A 14696-nucleotide genomic window follows, 5' to 3' on the forward strand; every position below is an offset into this window, starting at 1 on the left:
GTCTCCGGGCCGGCCGCCTTTACAAAGTCAGGTCAGTACGGTCAGCGCTCCCGGCCGGATCTCGCAGGTCACCGGGCCCGGCCCGATCCGCTCGCCGTCGGCGTAGGCCACCACGCCGGGCGCCTCCAGCCGCACGCTCCTGGCGCGCCGCACGGTGACGGCCCGGTGGGTCACGTGGGTGCCCCGGTAGACGCTGGGGAACACGCGCAGGAACTCGGCCTTGCCCAGCGCCTCCACCATCATCACGTCCAGCAGCCCGTCGTCGGGCAGCGCGTCGGGGCACACCCGCATCCCGGCGCCGTAGGAGGAGGTGTTGCCCACGGCCACGAGCATGGCCTCCCGCTCGTACGGCTCGCCGTCGTCGAGCGTGACCCGGAACGGGATGGGCTCGAAGGAGCGCAGCTCCTGCGCGGTGGCCAGCAGGTAGCGGGCCATGCCGGGCGGCCAGGTGAGCCGGTTGGCGCGCTCGTTCACCCGCGAGTCGAACCCGCAGCACACCACCCCGGCGAACAGCTCCTCGCCGTCGCCGGTGCCGATGCGGGCGGCGTCGACCGCCCGGGGCCGCATCCGCAGGACGGTCCCGGCCGCGGCGATCGGGTCCTTGTGCGCGAGGCCGAGCGCGGCCGCGATGTCGTTGCCGGTGCCGGCGGGGATGATGCCGAGGGGCACGTCGGTGCCGGCCACGGCCTGCACGGCCAGGTGGACCAGGCCGTCGCCGCCGAAGGCGACGAGCGCGTCGGGCCGCTCGGCGACCGCGAGGCAGGCCCGGTCGAGCGCGTCGGCGGCGTCGTCGCCGACGATCACGGACAGCTCGGCGCCGCCCGCGCGCAGTCTGCGGGCGACGGGTTCGAGCAGGCGCAGCGTCCGGCCGCCGCGGGCGGCAGGGTTGACGAGCAGGGCGAGATGGGGGGCCACGCCCCGGAACTTACCCCCTACCGCGCGGAACCGGAATCCTCTTCCAGCTTGCCGTCCGGATCGGAGCCGAGGTCGAGCGGTGAGATCTCGTCGTCGGACAGGTGGTCGAACTCGCCGGCGGGACGCCGCTTCTCCCGCAGGTACATGAACAGCTCGGCGCCCAGGAACAGCACGATCATCGGCGTGGCCAGCGCCATCATGGTGATCGGGTCACCGCCAGGGGTGACGATCGCGCCGAAGACGAACATCAGGAAGACGACCAGCCGCCGGTGCTTGGCCACCGTCGCGTGCTGCAGCACCCCGATGACGTTGAGGAACACCAGCAGCAGCGGCAGCTCGAACGACACCCCGAAGATCAACAGCATGATCAGGACGTAGTCGAGGTACTGGTCGATCGCGATGGTGGCGACCGTGCCGTCGAGGCTGAAGCCGAGCAGGAACCCCAGGGCGACGTCCATGATGAGGTAGGACAGCGCCGCGCCCGCCACGAACAGCGGGATGGCCAGCGCCATGAACCCCATCGTGAAGCGCTTCTCGGTGCGGTAGAGCGCGGGGGTGACGAACGCCCAGATCTGGTAGAGCCAGACCGGCGACGCCAGCACCAGGCCCACCATCAGCGAGATCTTCAGCGTGATGAAGAACGACGAGAAGATGCCGTTGTAGGTGAGGCTGCACTCGCCGGTGAGCTGGTGTGACTGGGTCGTGGAGCAGTAGGGGTCCTTGAGCACCTCCCACACCGGCCCCGACACGATCCAGCCGGCGATCACGCCCACCGTGACGGCGGCGATCGCGATCAGCAGCCGGTTGCGCAGCTCGCGGAGGTGGTCCATGAGCGGCATCCGGCCTTCGGCGTCACGCGGTGCCTTGGGCTCCGACCGTTTCAGCAGCGCCATCGATGAGTCCTCGGGACGAGGTGGACGAGGTCAGGAACGCTTCTCGGTCTGGGCCGCGGCACGCAGCCGCGCGGCCTGCTCCTCCAGCTGGCGCGCCTGCTCCTCGGCCGACAGCTCCACCACGGGCGTGGCCTGGAGCTGCGGCGGGGGCGCCGACTGGGACTGGGGCTGTGGCTGGGGCTGGGCCTGCACCACGGTGGGCTTCTCGTCATCGGTCAGCCCGCTGGTCTCCGCCTTGAAGATGCGCAGGGACCGGCCGACGCCACGGGCGAGATCCGGCAGCTTCTTGGCTCCGAAGAGCAGGACCAAGGCCACCAGGATCAGAATGATCTCCGGAGCTCCCAGGCTCATGTGACCCCCTTCATGATGAGAGCGAGGTGCGGTTTCCCCCCGATCGTACGCTGCCGGAGCCTCTGCCTCATCCCCTGGCGTCCTCTTTGCGATCGAATTGATGGTGAACATGGACAATTGCCCTGTTCAGCTTGGACGCGGCGGCGCCGACCCGGACGGCCGCGACCGCCAGGACGGCCAGCCCGGCCACACCGAGCCCGATCGACACCAGGATCCACGTCATGGCCGGTGAGCGTACAGCCCCAGCGCCTGCTCGGCCTCCTCCCGCACCCGCTCGGCCGTCCCGGGCGGCGAGACGACCCGGCCGGTGTCGCCGAGCCGCAGCGCCAGCTTGAGAATCCAGTCGTCGTCGCGGGCCCGCAGCGCGATCCGCAGCCGCCCTTCGCCCAGCTCGGCGACCTGCTCGCACGGGTAGTACTCGGCGACCCACCGACCGGCGGCGGTCACCTCCAGCTCCACCAGCTCGTCGGTGGGCGACGGCCGGAACACCCCCTGGGCGACGTCGATCGGCTCGGCCTCGGCGGGCGGGTCGGCGGGCTCGTCGAGCACCTCGACGCCGAGCATCCGGTCGAGCCTGAACAGCCGCATCGCCTCGGCGCGGTAGCACCAGCACTCCAGGTAGGTGCGGCCGTCGGCGACGACGAGCCGCATCGGGTCGACCTCGCGCGGGGTGACCTCGTCGCGGCCCGGCACGTAGTAGCGCAGCGACAGCCGCCGTTTCCTGGTCAGCCCCTCGCGCACCCGGGGCAGCGCGTCGGGGGCGGCGTCGACGTCGACGGCGACCTGGCTGCTGACGGCGGCGGCGCCCTCGCCGGCGGCCCGCTCCAGCTTGGCGACGACCCGGGGCAGCGCGTCTCCCGGCAGCTCGGCCAGCTCAGGGGTGGCGGCGAGCATGCGCAGCGCCACCAGCAGCGCGCTGGCCTCGTCGATGCCGAGCCGCAGCGGCCTGGCGATGGTGTCGGCGTTGTCGATGAGGATCTCGCCGCCGTCCCAGGACACGTCGATGAGGTCGCCGGGGGTGTGGCCGGGCAGCCCGCACATCCACACCAGCTGCAGGTCGTCGATGAGCTGTTTCTCGGTCAGCCCGAACACCTCGGCCACCTCGCCGACCTGCGCGCCCGGATGGGACATCAGGTAGGGCACGAGGGCGAGCAGCCTCGGCAGCCGGTCGGCGGATCCGCTCACGCGAGCGCCCCCTTCAGTCGGCGGATGACGGCCTCGCGGGCGTCGGGCGGCCCGGCCACCTCGACGTCGGAGCCGAGGCTGGCCATCCATCCGGCCAGCCGTTCGGGGTCGGTGAAGGGCAGCTCGGCCTCGTCCCAGCCGTCGCCGCCCGGGGTGACGGCCCTGGCCAGCTGGCGCAGCCCCTCGCAGGCGCCCCGGCGGACGCGCACCACCGCGATCCGCTCCTGGGCGGGCTCGTCGGGGAAGGCCACCATGGCCCGCAGGTCGACGCCCTGCGGCACCTGGACGGCGCCGGCCTTGCCGGTGGTGGTCACCGGGCCGGTGATGCGGCTGAGCCGGAACGCGCGCGGCGCCTCGCGGCCCCGGTCGTAGCCGGCGAGGTACCACCGGCCGCGGCGGCTCACCACGCCCCATGGCTCGACGGTGCGGGTGTGCACGTTCTCGCTGCCGGCGCCGCGGTAGTCGAACCTGACCACCTTGCGGTCGCGCACCGCCTGCCACAGCGCGGGGAAGGCCGGGTCGCGGGTGTCGACGCGCAGCTCCAGCACCCCTCCCCCGATGCCGCCGCCGGGCCCGCCGCCGAGCGCGTCGTCGGTGTGGACGCCGCCCGCGCGCAGCTTCAGCAGCGCCCCCGAGGCCGCCTCGGCCAGGCTGGCCCGCTGCCACACCTGGGCGGCCAGGCCCAGCACGGCGGCCTCGTCGGGTTCGAGCGTGATCTCGGGCAGCTCGTACGACTGCCGCTCGATGCGGTAGCCGGGCTCGTCCTCCCAGGGATCGCGCACCACGTCGATGGGGATGCCGATCTCGCGCAGCTCGTTCTTGTCTCGCTCGAACATCCGCTGGAACGCCTCGTCGCTGTCGCGGTCGTAGCCGGGCACGGCGTGCCTGATCTGCTCGGCCGACAGCGGGCGCCGGGTGGCGAGCAGACAGATCACCAGATTCAGCAACCGCTCTGTCTTACGGCGCGACATCTGCTCACTCCTCCTTCAACGACGCTACCCTGCCCCCGTGATCAGATGGCGCAAGGGCGAGGTCGTACGGATCCGGCGCGAGTGGCCGGGAGCGATGGAACTGGATGTCGCCGTCCCCGGGGAGGACGGCCCGCCCGGCTCAGAGCCTGGCGCGCCGTGCCGGGCGCTGGCCTACCCGTCACTGGTGGGCCGCCCCGAACCCGGCGACGAGGTGCTGCTCAACACGACGGCACTCGCGATGGGTCTCGGTACGGGAGGTTACGCCATGGTGGTGGCCGTGCCGAACCGTTTGCCGGAAGATCCGCAGGGGCCCGGGCACCTGGTGAAGGCCCGCTACACGCCGTTGCAGGCCACGGTGCTGGGCGCGGACGAGCAGGACTCCCCGCACCACGAGGCGCTGCGCGAGGCGGACTCGGTCGACGGGATGCCGGTGGTGGTGGCCGACCTGCACTCGGCGCTGGCGCCGATCCTGTGCGGGCTGTACGCGGACGCGGGGTCGTCGGTACGGGTCGCGTACGTGATGCTCGACGGCGGGGCGCTGCCCGCGTGGTTCTCGATGTCGGCGGCGGCGCTGCGGGAGCAGGGCTGGCTGGCCGGGACGGTCACGGTGGGCCAGGCGTTCGGCGGCGACGTGGAGGCGGTCACCACCCACACGGGCCTGCTGGCGGCCCGCCACGTGCTGGGGGCGGACGTGGCGATCGTCGCGCAAGGGCCGGGCAACCTGGGCTCGGGCACCCGCTGGGGGTTCTCCGGGGTGTCGGCCGGCGAGGCGGTCAACGCCGCGTCGGTGCTGCTCGGGCGGCCGGTCGCGGCGCTGCGGGTGAGCGACGGCGACCGGCGCGAGCGCCACTACGGGATCTCCCACCACTCGCTGACCGCCTACGGCCGGGTGGCGCTGGCCCGCGCCAGGGTGCCGGTGCCGATCCTGCCGGGCGCGTTCGGCGAGCGGGTGCGCGACCAGGCCGAGCTGCTGGCCGTCCGCCACGAGCTGGTGCCGGTCGAGGTGGACGGTCTGCACGAGGCGCTGCGCGGCTCGCCGGTGCGGCTGTCGACGATGGGCCGGGGGCTGGAGGAGGACCTGCCCTACTTCCTGGCCTCGGCCGCGGCGGGCAGGCTGGCGGCCTCGCTGCTGGTGTAGGAGTCCTTGAACGTGAACGCCTCGGGGCCGGGGCCCTCGGTCCTGAGGCGTTCCAGCCGTGCCATCGCCTCGGCGAGCGTCGGGATGACGCCCTCGGGGACCCACCACATGACCATGTACGGCTCCGCCACCCGGTGGAACCACTCCCGGCGGCGGCGCAGCACCTCCAGGTGGCCGCTGCGGTAGACGTAGTTCCACAGCGAGTCGAGGTCCTCCCACACCGAGAAGTTGACCAGCAGGTGGTCGCCGTAGTCGTGCACCACGGTCGCGGTGGGGTCCGCCTCGCTCTCCTTCAGCCGCCACACGAACCCGGGGGCCTCGTCGGCGAGCGCGTTGATCGGTTCGAGCAGGGCGACGAAGTCGGCGAGTTCGGCCGAGTCGACGGGCCCGCGCAGGTGCGCGATGTTGAGCTCCGCAAGATGCATGACGCTCAGCGAACCACTTTCCGCACTTCTATGTCAATCTCCATTTGTTTTAGAAAGGGCGACGCAGCACTCCCCCGGCCGCGGATCCAGCCTGGCCCTCCCCGGGTCGTCGCCCAGCCCGTCGAGCAGGCCCTGGCACAGCGCCAGGTTCATGGAGCAGACGAGCAGCGGCTGCTCGTGCGACAGGACGTGGAACGGGCAGTTGCGCATGCGCAGGCCGCCGGCGTCGGCGTACGGCTCGTAGCCGCGCTCGCGCAGGACCTCCTCGACGGGCCGGCCGCCGCGGCTCCTGCCCAGCCGTTCACCGGCCAGGCGGGCCGCCCGCTCCGCCCGCTCCTCGGCGCCGAGCTCGTCGACCACTCCGGCGAGCACGGAGGCGAGGGTGACGTAGTCACGCGGCGGCAGGCTCACCGACCGCTCCCCCGCCGCCCTGCGGTAGACCTTCGCGGGCCGCCCGCTGCCCGGCCCTCCGCGCTCCGGCCGGCGAAAGCCGCTCTCCAGCAGCCCCGCCTCGACGAGCTTGTCGAGGTGGTGACCGGCGAGCGTGCGGGAGACGCCCGCGGCCTCCGCCGCCTCCTGCCTGCCCACCTCGCCGCCGCGACCGGCCACCGCCTCGTACAGACTGCGCCGTACGGGATCGTGCAGCAGGGCCAGGGCATCGAGGTCGTCGTCGCTCACAGCCCGGAGTCTAGGGCCGGTGCGCGGCTTCTCGCGGACCCGCTCCAGCTTGCGGGCCCGGCCGGACTTCAGGCCCCCTACTGCTCGCGCGGCCTCGGCGTCGTGGCGCAGCGCGGGCGAGGAGGACCAAGGCTCTGATCATGTACGCGTGAGAACCGGGTTCGCGGGCCGTGCCCCGGGTCGCCGTCAGTAAGCGGCGAGCACGTCCACCACGTACACGAGCGTCTCCTCCGGCCCGATCCCGAGTCCCCGGCGGCCGGTGGCGCCGTAGCCGTCGTCGGGCGGCACCACCATGGCCACCCGGCTCCCGGCGGGGACCCCGGTCAGCGCCCGGTTCCAGCCCCTGATCACGCTCCCGTCGCCGATCGTGAACGCCTCGGGACGGCCGCGTTCCCAGGTGGACGTCACGATCCGGCGGTCGCTCCAGGCCGCGGCCACGTACTGGACGACGAGCAGCCGCCCGGCCTCGACCGCGGGCCCGGTGCCGCGGCCCAGCACGGCGGCGGCGAACCCGCCCGGCGGCGCCACGTCCGGGATCGTCACCCCCGGCGCCGCCCCACCGCCTACGCTAACCCCGGCCACCGCCCCCGCGTCGGCCTCCACGGCGGCGTCCCCGGCATGCGCGCCCAGAATGTCGACCACATAGAACAGATCCACCCGCCCGCCGTCCCCCGGACGGTCCTCCACCGCCGCAGGGTCCACGCCGCCCTGACGGACGGCCGTGGCGGGGCCCTCCATGACGCTGGCGGCGGCGTGAGCCGCCGGCGGCGAACCGGCCCACTGACCCGCAGCCATCGGGCCGTTCCCGGGCGCGTGCTCCCCAGCCCGATGAGCCGCCTGTGCCGCCTCAGACAGGAAGGTGACGTCCTGCGCCGCCTCAGACAGGAAGGTGACCTCCTGTGCCGCCTCAGACAGGAAGGTGACGTCCTGTGGCCCGCAGGGCCTGACGTCTCGTAGCCCGCAAGGCCTGACGTCCTGTGGCCCGCGAGGCCTGACGTCCTGCGGGCCGCCGGGGCCTGCCGTGAAGGCGGGTCCGCCGGTCTCCGGGCGACCTTTCGTCCCGGTGATGGTGGGCCCAGGGGTTCCGTCCCGCAACGGGATGGCGGCGGTCACCCGGCTGCCTGCCCTGCGGCCGCGGAGGGCGGCGTCGAGGCCCGCAGGGAGCGCGCCCAGCGGGAGCGCGGCGGGCGTGCCGCGGTTGAACGTGGATTCGACGAGCCGGTTCTCCCGGCCGTCCCACAGGTGGGCGGTGTACTGGACGACGGCCACACCCCCCGGCTCCAGCGGCGCCCCGTGACCGGTGGCCGGTTCTCCCACATGCGGTTCGGCGGGCGGCGGGCCGGCCGGGAAGGTGATCGTGGGCCGGGCTCCGAAAGACCCCGCGACCCGGGGCTCGGTCACTTCCGGTCCCGCCCCCGTACACGCGGCGAGCGCCACGAGCAGGAACGCGAGCGCGACGGCCCGGCCTCGCCGTCGCCGGTGACCCCGTGGAGGGCCCTCCTGCCGCCGTCGGGACTCCCGGGTCCCGGGCAGATCCCCGACCCTGGAGGATCCTCGCCCCCGCGGGCCCGACCACCCGGAGGTCACCGCCGTGACCTCCTCGCGCACCGGAGACTCACCCGCGAGGCGCGCCCACGCTGGAGGCGGGATGGGCGGTGGACGAACCTCGTCATCGGGGCGCTCCGGTCGCCGGTGCAGGGACCGAGTGAGGGGTGGGCAACGGGATGACCTTCCTGCGCGGGCGTGCGCGCCTCCCGAAATACACGCGTGAGGGCTCGCACCGGGCACGAGCCCCGCGATGCTACCGCCCCGCCGGGTCACCCGTCAGCGGACGCGACGAAACGGACAAGGCGTCTCCGGAAACCACACGACGGACGCGCCCCCGTACCGAAGGAGGCACGCCCGTCGTCAGGACGGTCAGTAGGCCGACAGGACGTCCACCACGAACACCAGCGTGCTGTTGGCCGGGATGCCCTGCTGCTCCTGGGCGCCGTAGCCGAGGTCCGGCGGGATGCTCATCACCACGCGGCTGCCGACCGGCACGCCCTCCAGGCCCTTCTGCCAGCCCTGGATGACCTGCGCCAGCGGGAACGAGGCCGGCTCGCCCCGGCCCCAGCTGGAGTCGAACTCCTTGTCGGTGCCCCAGATCTTGCCGGTGTAGTGGACGCTCAGCGTGGCCCCGGCCTTGACCGGCTCGCCCTCGCCCTTGATGAGGGTCTTGACGACGAGCTCCTTGGACGGCTTGTCCTTCGTCTTCGTGGTCAGCGTCGGCGCCTTGTCGCCGCCGGGGCTCTCCACCTTGACGCCCTTGAGGGTCTCGCCGGTCTCCTTGCCGGTGGCGGCCGCGAGCGGCTTCGGCGGCGTGCCGACCACGTCCATCACGAACACCTTCGTCGCCTCCGTGGACGGCGACTGCCCCGCCGCCGGGGTGACGAGGTCGTTGGCCATGACCGCCAGCAGCCGCCCGCCGTGCTTCATCTTCGTGAAACCGTCACGCAGCAGCTGCGGGAGCTGCTCGTTCACCGGCAGGGTCTCCGGCGTCTTGGTGTCGTACGTGGAACCCTGCGCGGCGTTGTCCTTGCCGTCCCAGTTCCAGACGGAAAGGTTGACGATGAGCTGGTCGCCCGCCTTGACCGCGGGGCCGTCGCCGGTCTCCAGGACCTTGTACGACGACGTGGTGGCGGGGTCGCCGGAGGGGAAGGTCACCGTGGGCTTGGCGCCCACCTCGCCGGTGACCTTCACCCCCGCGGACCCGTCTCCGGACGCGGTCGAGGCCGTATCGGAGCCGCACGCGGCGGCGATGAAGAGCATAGGCACGGCGGCCAGAGCGGCCAGAGCGCGGCGCATGGATTTCCCTCGGGGAACGACGGTCAGATTCGCGTCACCCTACCCGAAGCCTGGTAGGCCCGAGGTAAACCGGCGCCGCTCACATGCCGGCGATCAGCTTGTCAACTCTCTCGTCCACGCTGCGGAACGGGTCCTTGCACAGCACGGTCCGCTGCGCCTGGTCGTTCAGCTTGAGGTGAACCCAGTCGACGGTGAAGTCGCGCCGCTTCTCCTGCGCCTTGCGGATGAACTCGCCGCGCAGCCGCGCCCTGGTCGTCTGCGGCGGCACCGACTTGGCCTCGAAGATCTTCAGGTCGGACGCCACCCGCTCCACCGAGCCGCGCTTCTGCAGCAGGTAGTAGAGGCCGCGCTTGCGGTGCACGTCGTGGTAGGCCAGGTCGAGCTGCGCCACCCGGGGCGACGACAGCGGCAGGTCGTACTTCTTGCGGTAGCGCTCGATCAGCTGGTATTTCGTCACCCAGTCGATCTCCCGCGACACCAGGTCGAGGTCGCCGGTCTCGACGGCGCGCAGCGTGCGCTCCCACAGCTCCAGCACCCGGTGCGCGATGGCGTCGCCGCCGCGCCGGTCGACGAAGTCCTGCGCCTTCGACAGGTATTCCTGCTGGATCTCCAGGCTGGACGCCTCGCGCCCGTTGGCCAGCCGCACCCGCCGCCGGCCGGTCATGTCGTGCGACACCTCCCGGATGGCCCTGATCGGGTTCTCCAGCGTCAGGTCGCGCATCACCGTGCCGGCCTCGATCATGCGCAGCACCAGGTCGGTCGCGCCGACCTTGAGCAGCATGGTGGTCTCGCTCATGTTCGAGTCGCCGACGATGACGTGCAGGCGGCGGAACCGCTCGGCGTCGGCGTGCGGCTCGTCGCGGGTGTTGATGATCGGCCGGGACCGGGTGGTGGCCGACGAGACGCCCTCCCAGATGTGCTCGGCCCGCTGCGAGACGCAGTAGACGGCGCCGCGCGGCGTCTGCAGCACCTTGCCGGCGCCGCAGATGATCTGCCGGGTCACCAGGAACGGGATGAGGACGTCGGCCAGCCGTCCGAACTCGCCGTGTCTGCCCACGAGGTAGTTCTCGTGGCAGCCGTAGGAGTTGCCCGCCGAGTCGGTGTTGTTCTTGAACAGATAGATGTCCCCGGCGATGCCTTCTTCGCGCAGCCGCTTCTCGGCGTCGACCAGAAGGCCCTCCAGGATCCGCTCACCCGCCTTGTCGTGGGTGACCAGCTCGATGACGTTGTCACACTCGGGGGTTGCGTATTCAGGATGGCTGCCCACGTCGAGGTAGAGGCGTGCGCCGTTGCGGAGGAAGACGTTGCTCGATCGGCCCCAGGACACGACCCGCCGGAACAGGTAGCGCGCGACCTCGTCGGGGGACAGCCTGCGCTGCCCCCTGAACGTGCAGGTCACGCCGTACTCGTTCTCCAGCCCGAAGATGCGACGATCCATCACCTCACACTATGCCCACGGATGGGGAAGCGGGAGAGATCTCCGCCTGGTGTTTTCCGGCGTCAGGGCGTGAAGATCTCCTGGACCTTCACGATCTGGCCATTGTGGACGGTGATGAGGGCCGGTCGCTCGCCTCGCTGGGCCCGCTTGATGAGGTCGGCGCGCGAGCAGCGCTTGCTGCCCAGACCGGTCCGGCGGTCGACGGTCAGGCCGGTCATCTTCTGGCCGCAGCCCAGCGCGGACAGGAAGACCACCTTCCGGGCGATGGGCGAGGCGTAGACGCGCACGTCGCCTTCCGGCGGGCCCACGAACCGGCCCTCGGTGACCTTGCCCTTCTTCCACCTGATGGGTTCGTACTCGGCCACGCCGCCGCTCACGTGGGTGATCCAGCCGCGCAGGATGCCGTTGTGGCGCGGCCGCGGCGACCTGGTGAAGTCGTGCTTCGGGTCGGCCTGGAAGGAAGTGCCGAAGATCTTGGGCGCTCTGTAGCGCGGGGCGGCGGCGGCCTCGGCCGCCGCGGAGGACGTCAGGAGGATGGCCGCGGCGGCGCCGCCGGCGAGCAGGCTGCGGATCGTCGTGTTCACGGACCATAGGATGACCGATCGCGCGCCGCGGTTCGACGCCCCCGGCGTGATCCACCTCACACCGGGGGTTGTCGTACGAAATCGGCCGCTACAGCGGGGACGAGCCGTCGTCGACCGGGCCGTCGGGGCCCGTCGGCGGCGGCTTCTCGTCGGACTCCGCCGCCGGAGGCTCTTCGGCAGGGGGCGGGGCCGACGCCAGCAGCCGGTCGAGCTGGGCGCCCGCCAGGCGCTTGAACTTGCGGTGCTCGCGGTTGCGGTCGAGCACCGCGACCTCCAGCTGCTCCACCGGCGGCCGCTCGCCGCCAGGCTCGGTCAGCGCCTTCAGCGCCACCTCCAGCGCGTCGGACAGCGACATCGACTCGCGGTAGTGCTCCTTGAGCCGGCCGAGCACCGCGTCGGCCTGGCCGCCCATCGCGGCGAAGCCGTGCTCGTCGAAGACCGAACCGTCGAACGTCAGCCGGTAGATCGCGTCGCCCTCGGGCCCGTCGCCCACCTCGGCGACCACGACCTCCACCTCCAGCGACTTGATCGACTCGGTGAAGATGCGGCCCAGGTTGGAGGCGTACAGGTTGGCCAGGCCGCGGCCGGTCACGTCGGAGCGGTCGTAGGAGTAGCCGTTGATGTCGGCGTAGCGGATGCCGCCCAGCCGCAGCTCCTCGAACTCGTTGTAGCGGCCGACGGCGGCGAACCCGATGCGGTCGTAGATCTCGCTGATCTTGTGGAGGGCGCGTGACGGGTTGGGCGCCACGAACAGGATGCCGTCGACGTACTGCAGCACGACCACGGAACGGCCCCGCGCGATGCCCTTGCGCGCGTAGTCCGCCTTGTCCCGCATGATCTGCTCAGGGGACGCATATCCGAAAGGCATGGACACGACTGAGGGTCCTTTCTAGCGCAGCGGGGCGATGGGGCCGTCGGGGGAGATCAGGCGCTCGTCGAGCATCTGCCGCACGTAGCCGGACACCTGCTCATCGGTCAGCCGGCGGAAACCGTCGGCGTCGATCAGCGACACGATGGGGAAGATCTTCCGCGTCATGTCGGGCCCGCCGGTCGCCGAGTCGTCGTCGGCGGCGTCGTACAGAGCCTGGATGAGCACCATCGTGATGTCGTCGGCCGGCGCCCCCTCGCGGTAGAGCTTCTTGAGCGCGCCGCGCGCGAAGATCGAACCGGAGCCGATCGCGTCGAACCGCTCCCGCTCGTAAGGACCGCCCGCCACGTCGTAACTGAAGATCCGCCCCTCGTCGCGGTCGGGGTCGTAGGCGGCGAACAGCGGCACCACCACCAGCCCCTGCATCGCCATCGCCAGGTTGCCGCGGATCATCGTGGCCAGCCGGTTGGCCTTGCCCTTCACCGACATCGTGCGGCCTTCGAGCTTCTCGTAGTGCTCCAGCTCCACGCGGTAGAGCCGGGCCATCTCGATGCCGGTCGAGGCCGTGCCGGCGATGCCCATGCACGAGTAGTCGTCGGTCCGGAAGACCTTCTCCACGTCGCGCTGGGAAATGATGTTGCCGGACGTGGCGCGCCGGTCGCCGGCCATTATCACCCCGCCGGCGAACGTCGCCGCCACGATCGTGGTCGCGTGCGGAACCTGGTCGCCGATCGGCGTAGCCAGCACCTCGTCTCTGCGGGGCAGCAACTCCGGCGCGTACGCGCTCACGAAATCGGTGAACGAGGAACTTCCGGTGTTCTGGAAAAGCTGGCTCACCAAGCCGGTGGGCAGATCCCTCTTCGCCACGCGACTCCCTCCCAACATTCAGTGTTCCTGTGCCGACCCTACTGTTGTTGCGTCGCTGTCTGCACTTCCCACGATCAGCTCAGGGCGAACCGTTCATCAGATCGTTTCTTTACGCCCCGCATCGCCCGTGCGATTGTCGGTATGTCCGCACGTCCTGAACAGGAGGACGCCATGCGCATGCCCCGCCTGCCCGTGCTCATCGCCGTCGCCGGCCTGGCGCTCGCCTCCTGCGGCACCGGCGCCCCCGCCGAGGGCGGCACCGTCACCCTCACCATCGCCGCCAACTCGATCTCCGGCGGCAAGAACTCGGAATCCGCCGACTGGATCAAGAACTGGGTCATCCCCGAGTTCGAGAAGACCCACCAGAACGTCAAGGTGCTCTTCCAGCCCAGCGGCGTCGACGACGAGCAGTACAAGACGAAGCTCGCCCTGGACCTCAAGTCCGGCGCCGGGGCGGACGTCATCGACGTCGACGGCATCTGGGTCGGCGAGTTCGCCCAGGCCGGCTACATCAAGCCGCTCGCCGAGGTCGGCGGGGCCGCGGTCGACTCCTGGGAGGGCTGGTCCCAGATCCCGCAGGCGGTGCAGGGGCTGGGCATCTTCGACGGCAAGAAGTACGGGCTGCCGCAGGGCACCGACGGCCGCGTCCTGTTCTACAACAAGACCCTGTTCGGCAAGGCCGGCCTGCCCGCCGACTGGCAGCCCGCGAGCTGGCAGGACATCATCGACGCCGGCGAGAAGCTGAAGGCGGCGGGCGTGCCCACGCCCATCCAGATCAACGCCGGCACCGCCATGGGCGAGGCCACCACCATGCAGGGCGTCCTCCCCCTGCTCGCCGGCGCGGGCGCCGAGATCTACAGCCAGGGCAAGTGGACCGGCGCCTCCCAGGCGATGAAGGACGTGCTCGGCTTCTACGAGCGGATCTACGGCGGCAGCGGCCTCGGCGACCCCAAGCTGCAGCAGGAGGCCAAGGGCCGCGACAAGTCCTTCACCCAGTTCGCCGACGGCAAGATCGCCATCCTGCTCGAAGGCGACTACTTCTGGCGTTCCGTCATCGAGCCCAACGCCGGCGTCGCCCCCATGAAGGACCGCGACCAGGTCGTCGGCTACGCCAGGATCCCCGCCAAGGAGCCCGGCGCCGGCATCCGCGGCCAGGACCACGCCAGCATGTCGGGCGGCGCCGTCCGCGTGCTCAACCCCCGCTCCGCCGACCCGCGGCTCGCCTGGGAACTGCTCGCGTTCATGCACTCCGCGGCCGCCACCGAGTCGCAGCTCGCCGGCCAGGTGCGCATCAGCTCCCGCACCGACGTCAACGACGAGGTGCTCGCCGGGGACCCGATGCTCGGGTACATCGCCGACGAGGTGCTGCCCATCACCGCCTACCGGCCCGGCCTCGCCGTCTACCCGCAGGTGTCGGTCGCGCTGCAGGAGGCCACCGCCGACATCGTCTCCGGCCGGAGCGCCGACGAGGCCGCCGCCGCCTACCAGGCGAAACTGGAAGAACTCGCCGGGGGCGCCGCCAACGTCAGCGGCTGA

General features: G+C 71.6%; 16 protein-coding genes. 2 read left to right on the forward strand and 14 right to left on the reverse strand.

What is annotated here, in order from left to right; all coding sequences use genetic code 11:
- Positions 1 to 27 precede the first annotated feature (27 nt).
- The 6 genes from ACIBF7_RS34550 to ACIBF7_RS34575 all read right to left on the reverse strand — a co-directional run bounded on the left by ACIBF7_RS34550 (position 28) and on the right by ACIBF7_RS34575 (position 4315).
- The gene (locus ACIBF7_RS34550) at positions 28 to 915 is read right to left on the reverse strand and encodes a diacylglycerol kinase family protein (protein WP_219545716.1); all 888 of its coding nucleotides are present in this window, start codon (positions 913 to 915) and stop codon (positions 28 to 30) included.
- Between the two features lie 17 nt (positions 916 to 932).
- The gene (tatC, locus tag ACIBF7_RS34555; RefSeq protein WP_246640117.1) at positions 933 to 1808 is read right to left on the reverse strand and encodes a twin-arginine translocase subunit TatC; all 876 of its coding nucleotides are present in this window, start codon (positions 1806 to 1808) and stop codon (positions 933 to 935) included.
- 30 nt (positions 1809 to 1838) lie between these two features.
- Complete coding sequence (gene tatA, locus ACIBF7_RS34560) at positions 1839 to 2159, reverse strand: Sec-independent protein translocase subunit TatA (RefSeq protein ID WP_364230718.1); 321 nt, start codon at positions 2157 to 2159, stop codon at positions 1839 to 1841.
- A 67-nt stretch (positions 2160 to 2226) separates the two neighbouring features.
- On the reverse strand, positions 2227 to 2382 hold the full coding sequence (locus ACIBF7_RS34565; RefSeq protein WP_187281141.1) for a hypothetical protein: 156 nt from the start codon (positions 2380 to 2382) through the stop codon (positions 2227 to 2229).
- Positions 2379 to 3344, reverse strand: a complete 966-nt coding sequence (locus tag ACIBF7_RS34570) for a WYL domain-containing protein (RefSeq protein ID WP_364230716.1) — start codon at positions 3342 to 3344, stop codon at positions 2379 to 2381. Before ACIBF7_RS34570 ends, ACIBF7_RS34565 begins: the two co-directional genes overlap by 4 nt.
- Positions 3341 to 4315 carry a YafY family protein gene (locus ACIBF7_RS34575; RefSeq protein WP_148031431.1) on the reverse strand — a complete coding sequence of 325 codons (975 nt, stop codon included), beginning with the start codon at positions 4313 to 4315 and terminating at the stop codon, positions 3341 to 3343. Before ACIBF7_RS34575 ends, ACIBF7_RS34570 begins: the two co-directional genes overlap by 4 nt.
- 37 nt (positions 4316 to 4352) lie before the next feature.
- On the opposite strand from ACIBF7_RS34575, the gene ACIBF7_RS34580 reads away from it, so the two are divergent.
- A complete protein-coding gene (locus ACIBF7_RS34580) occupies positions 4353 to 5453 on the forward strand; it encodes a DUF3866 family protein (protein ID WP_364230714.1) in 1101 nt (366 codons plus the stop codon).
- On the opposite strand, the gene ACIBF7_RS34585 is transcribed toward ACIBF7_RS34580, so the two are convergent.
- From ACIBF7_RS34585 to prcB, 8 genes are all read right to left on the reverse strand, one after another.
- Positions 5399 to 5878, reverse strand: coding sequence for a DUF3291 domain-containing protein (locus ACIBF7_RS34585; RefSeq protein WP_219545718.1), 480 nt, complete (start codon positions 5876 to 5878; stop codon positions 5399 to 5401). The genes ACIBF7_RS34580 and ACIBF7_RS34585 overlap by 55 nt on opposite strands.
- Positions 5879 to 5911: 33 nt before the next feature.
- The gene (locus ACIBF7_RS34590) at positions 5912 to 6556 is read right to left on the reverse strand and encodes a metalloregulator ArsR/SmtB family transcription factor (protein WP_219545719.1); all 645 of its coding nucleotides are present in this window, start codon (positions 6554 to 6556) and stop codon (positions 5912 to 5914) included.
- 186 nt (positions 6557 to 6742) lie between these two features.
- Complete coding sequence (locus ACIBF7_RS34595; protein ID WP_397199028.1) at positions 6743 to 7957, reverse strand: FKBP-type peptidyl-prolyl cis-trans isomerase; 1215 nt, start codon at positions 7955 to 7957, stop codon at positions 6743 to 6745.
- Between the two features lie 516 nt (positions 7958 to 8473).
- Positions 8474 to 9403 (reverse strand): FKBP-type peptidyl-prolyl cis-trans isomerase, encoded by a 930-nt coding sequence (locus ACIBF7_RS34600; RefSeq protein ID WP_271278160.1) that lies wholly within the window; start codon positions 9401 to 9403, stop codon positions 8474 to 8476.
- A 79-nt stretch (positions 9404 to 9482) separates the two neighbouring features.
- Positions 9483 to 10841 (reverse strand): Pup--protein ligase, encoded by a 1359-nt coding sequence (pafA, locus tag ACIBF7_RS34605; RefSeq protein ID WP_148031426.1) that lies wholly within the window; start codon positions 10839 to 10841, stop codon positions 9483 to 9485.
- Between the two features lie 62 nt (positions 10842 to 10903).
- Entirely contained in the window at positions 10904 to 11425 is a 522-nt protein-coding gene (locus tag ACIBF7_RS34610; RefSeq protein WP_364230708.1) for a hypothetical protein, read from the reverse strand.
- Between the two features lie 88 nt (positions 11426 to 11513).
- Positions 11514 to 12293, reverse strand: coding sequence for a proteasome subunit alpha (gene prcA, locus ACIBF7_RS34615; protein WP_187281424.1), 780 nt, complete (start codon positions 12291 to 12293; stop codon positions 11514 to 11516).
- 21 nt (positions 12294 to 12314) lie between these two features.
- Positions 12315 to 13160, reverse strand: coding sequence for a proteasome subunit beta (gene prcB, locus ACIBF7_RS34620; RefSeq protein ID WP_378525197.1), 846 nt, complete (start codon positions 13158 to 13160; stop codon positions 12315 to 12317).
- A gap of 141 nt (positions 13161 to 13301) precedes the next feature.
- On the opposite strand from prcB, the gene ACIBF7_RS34625 reads away from it, so the two are divergent.
- Complete coding sequence (locus tag ACIBF7_RS34625; protein WP_397199029.1) at positions 13302 to 14696, forward strand: extracellular solute-binding protein; 1395 nt, start codon at positions 13302 to 13304, stop codon at positions 14694 to 14696.

The sequence above is a fragment of the Nonomuraea sp. NPDC050478 genome (assembly GCF_044458265.1).
Taxonomy (GTDB): Bacteria; Actinomycetota; Actinomycetes; order Streptosporangiales; family Streptosporangiaceae; genus Nonomuraea; species Nonomuraea ferruginea.

Bases quoted from the DNA above. Each gene is read 5' to 3' on its own strand.
- tatC (WP_246640117.1), bottom strand. From the start codon at position 1,808: ATGGCGCTGCTGAAACGGTCGGAGCCCAAGGCACCGCGTGACGCCGAA.
- tatA (WP_364230718.1), bottom strand. From the start codon at position 2,159: ATGAGCCTGGGAGCTCCGGAGATCATTCTGATCCTGGTGGCCTTGGTC.
- ACIBF7_RS34565 (WP_187281141.1), bottom strand. From the start codon at position 2,382: ATGACGTGGATCCTGGTGTCGATCGGGCTCGGTGTGGCCGGGCTGGCC.
- ACIBF7_RS34575 (WP_148031431.1), bottom strand. From the start codon at position 4,315: ATGTCGCGCCGTAAGACAGAGCGGTTGCTGAATCTGGTGATCTGTCTG.
- ACIBF7_RS34585 (WP_219545718.1), bottom strand. From the start codon at position 5,878: ATGCATCTTGCGGAGCTCAACATCGCGCACCTGCGCGGGCCCGTCGAC.
- ACIBF7_RS34600 (WP_271278160.1), bottom strand. From the start codon at position 9,403: ATGCGCCGCGCTCTGGCCGCTCTGGCCGCCGTGCCTATGCTCTTCATC.
- pafA (WP_148031426.1), bottom strand. From the start codon at position 10,841: ATGGATCGTCGCATCTTCGGGCTGGAGAACGAGTACGGCGTGACCTGC.
- prcA (WP_187281424.1), bottom strand. From the start codon at position 12,293: ATGCCTTTCGGATATGCGTCCCCTGAGCAGATCATGCGGGACAAGGCG.
- ACIBF7_RS34625 (WP_397199029.1), top strand. From the start codon at position 13,302: ATGTCCGCACGTCCTGAACAGGAGGACGCCATGCGCATGCCCCGCCTG.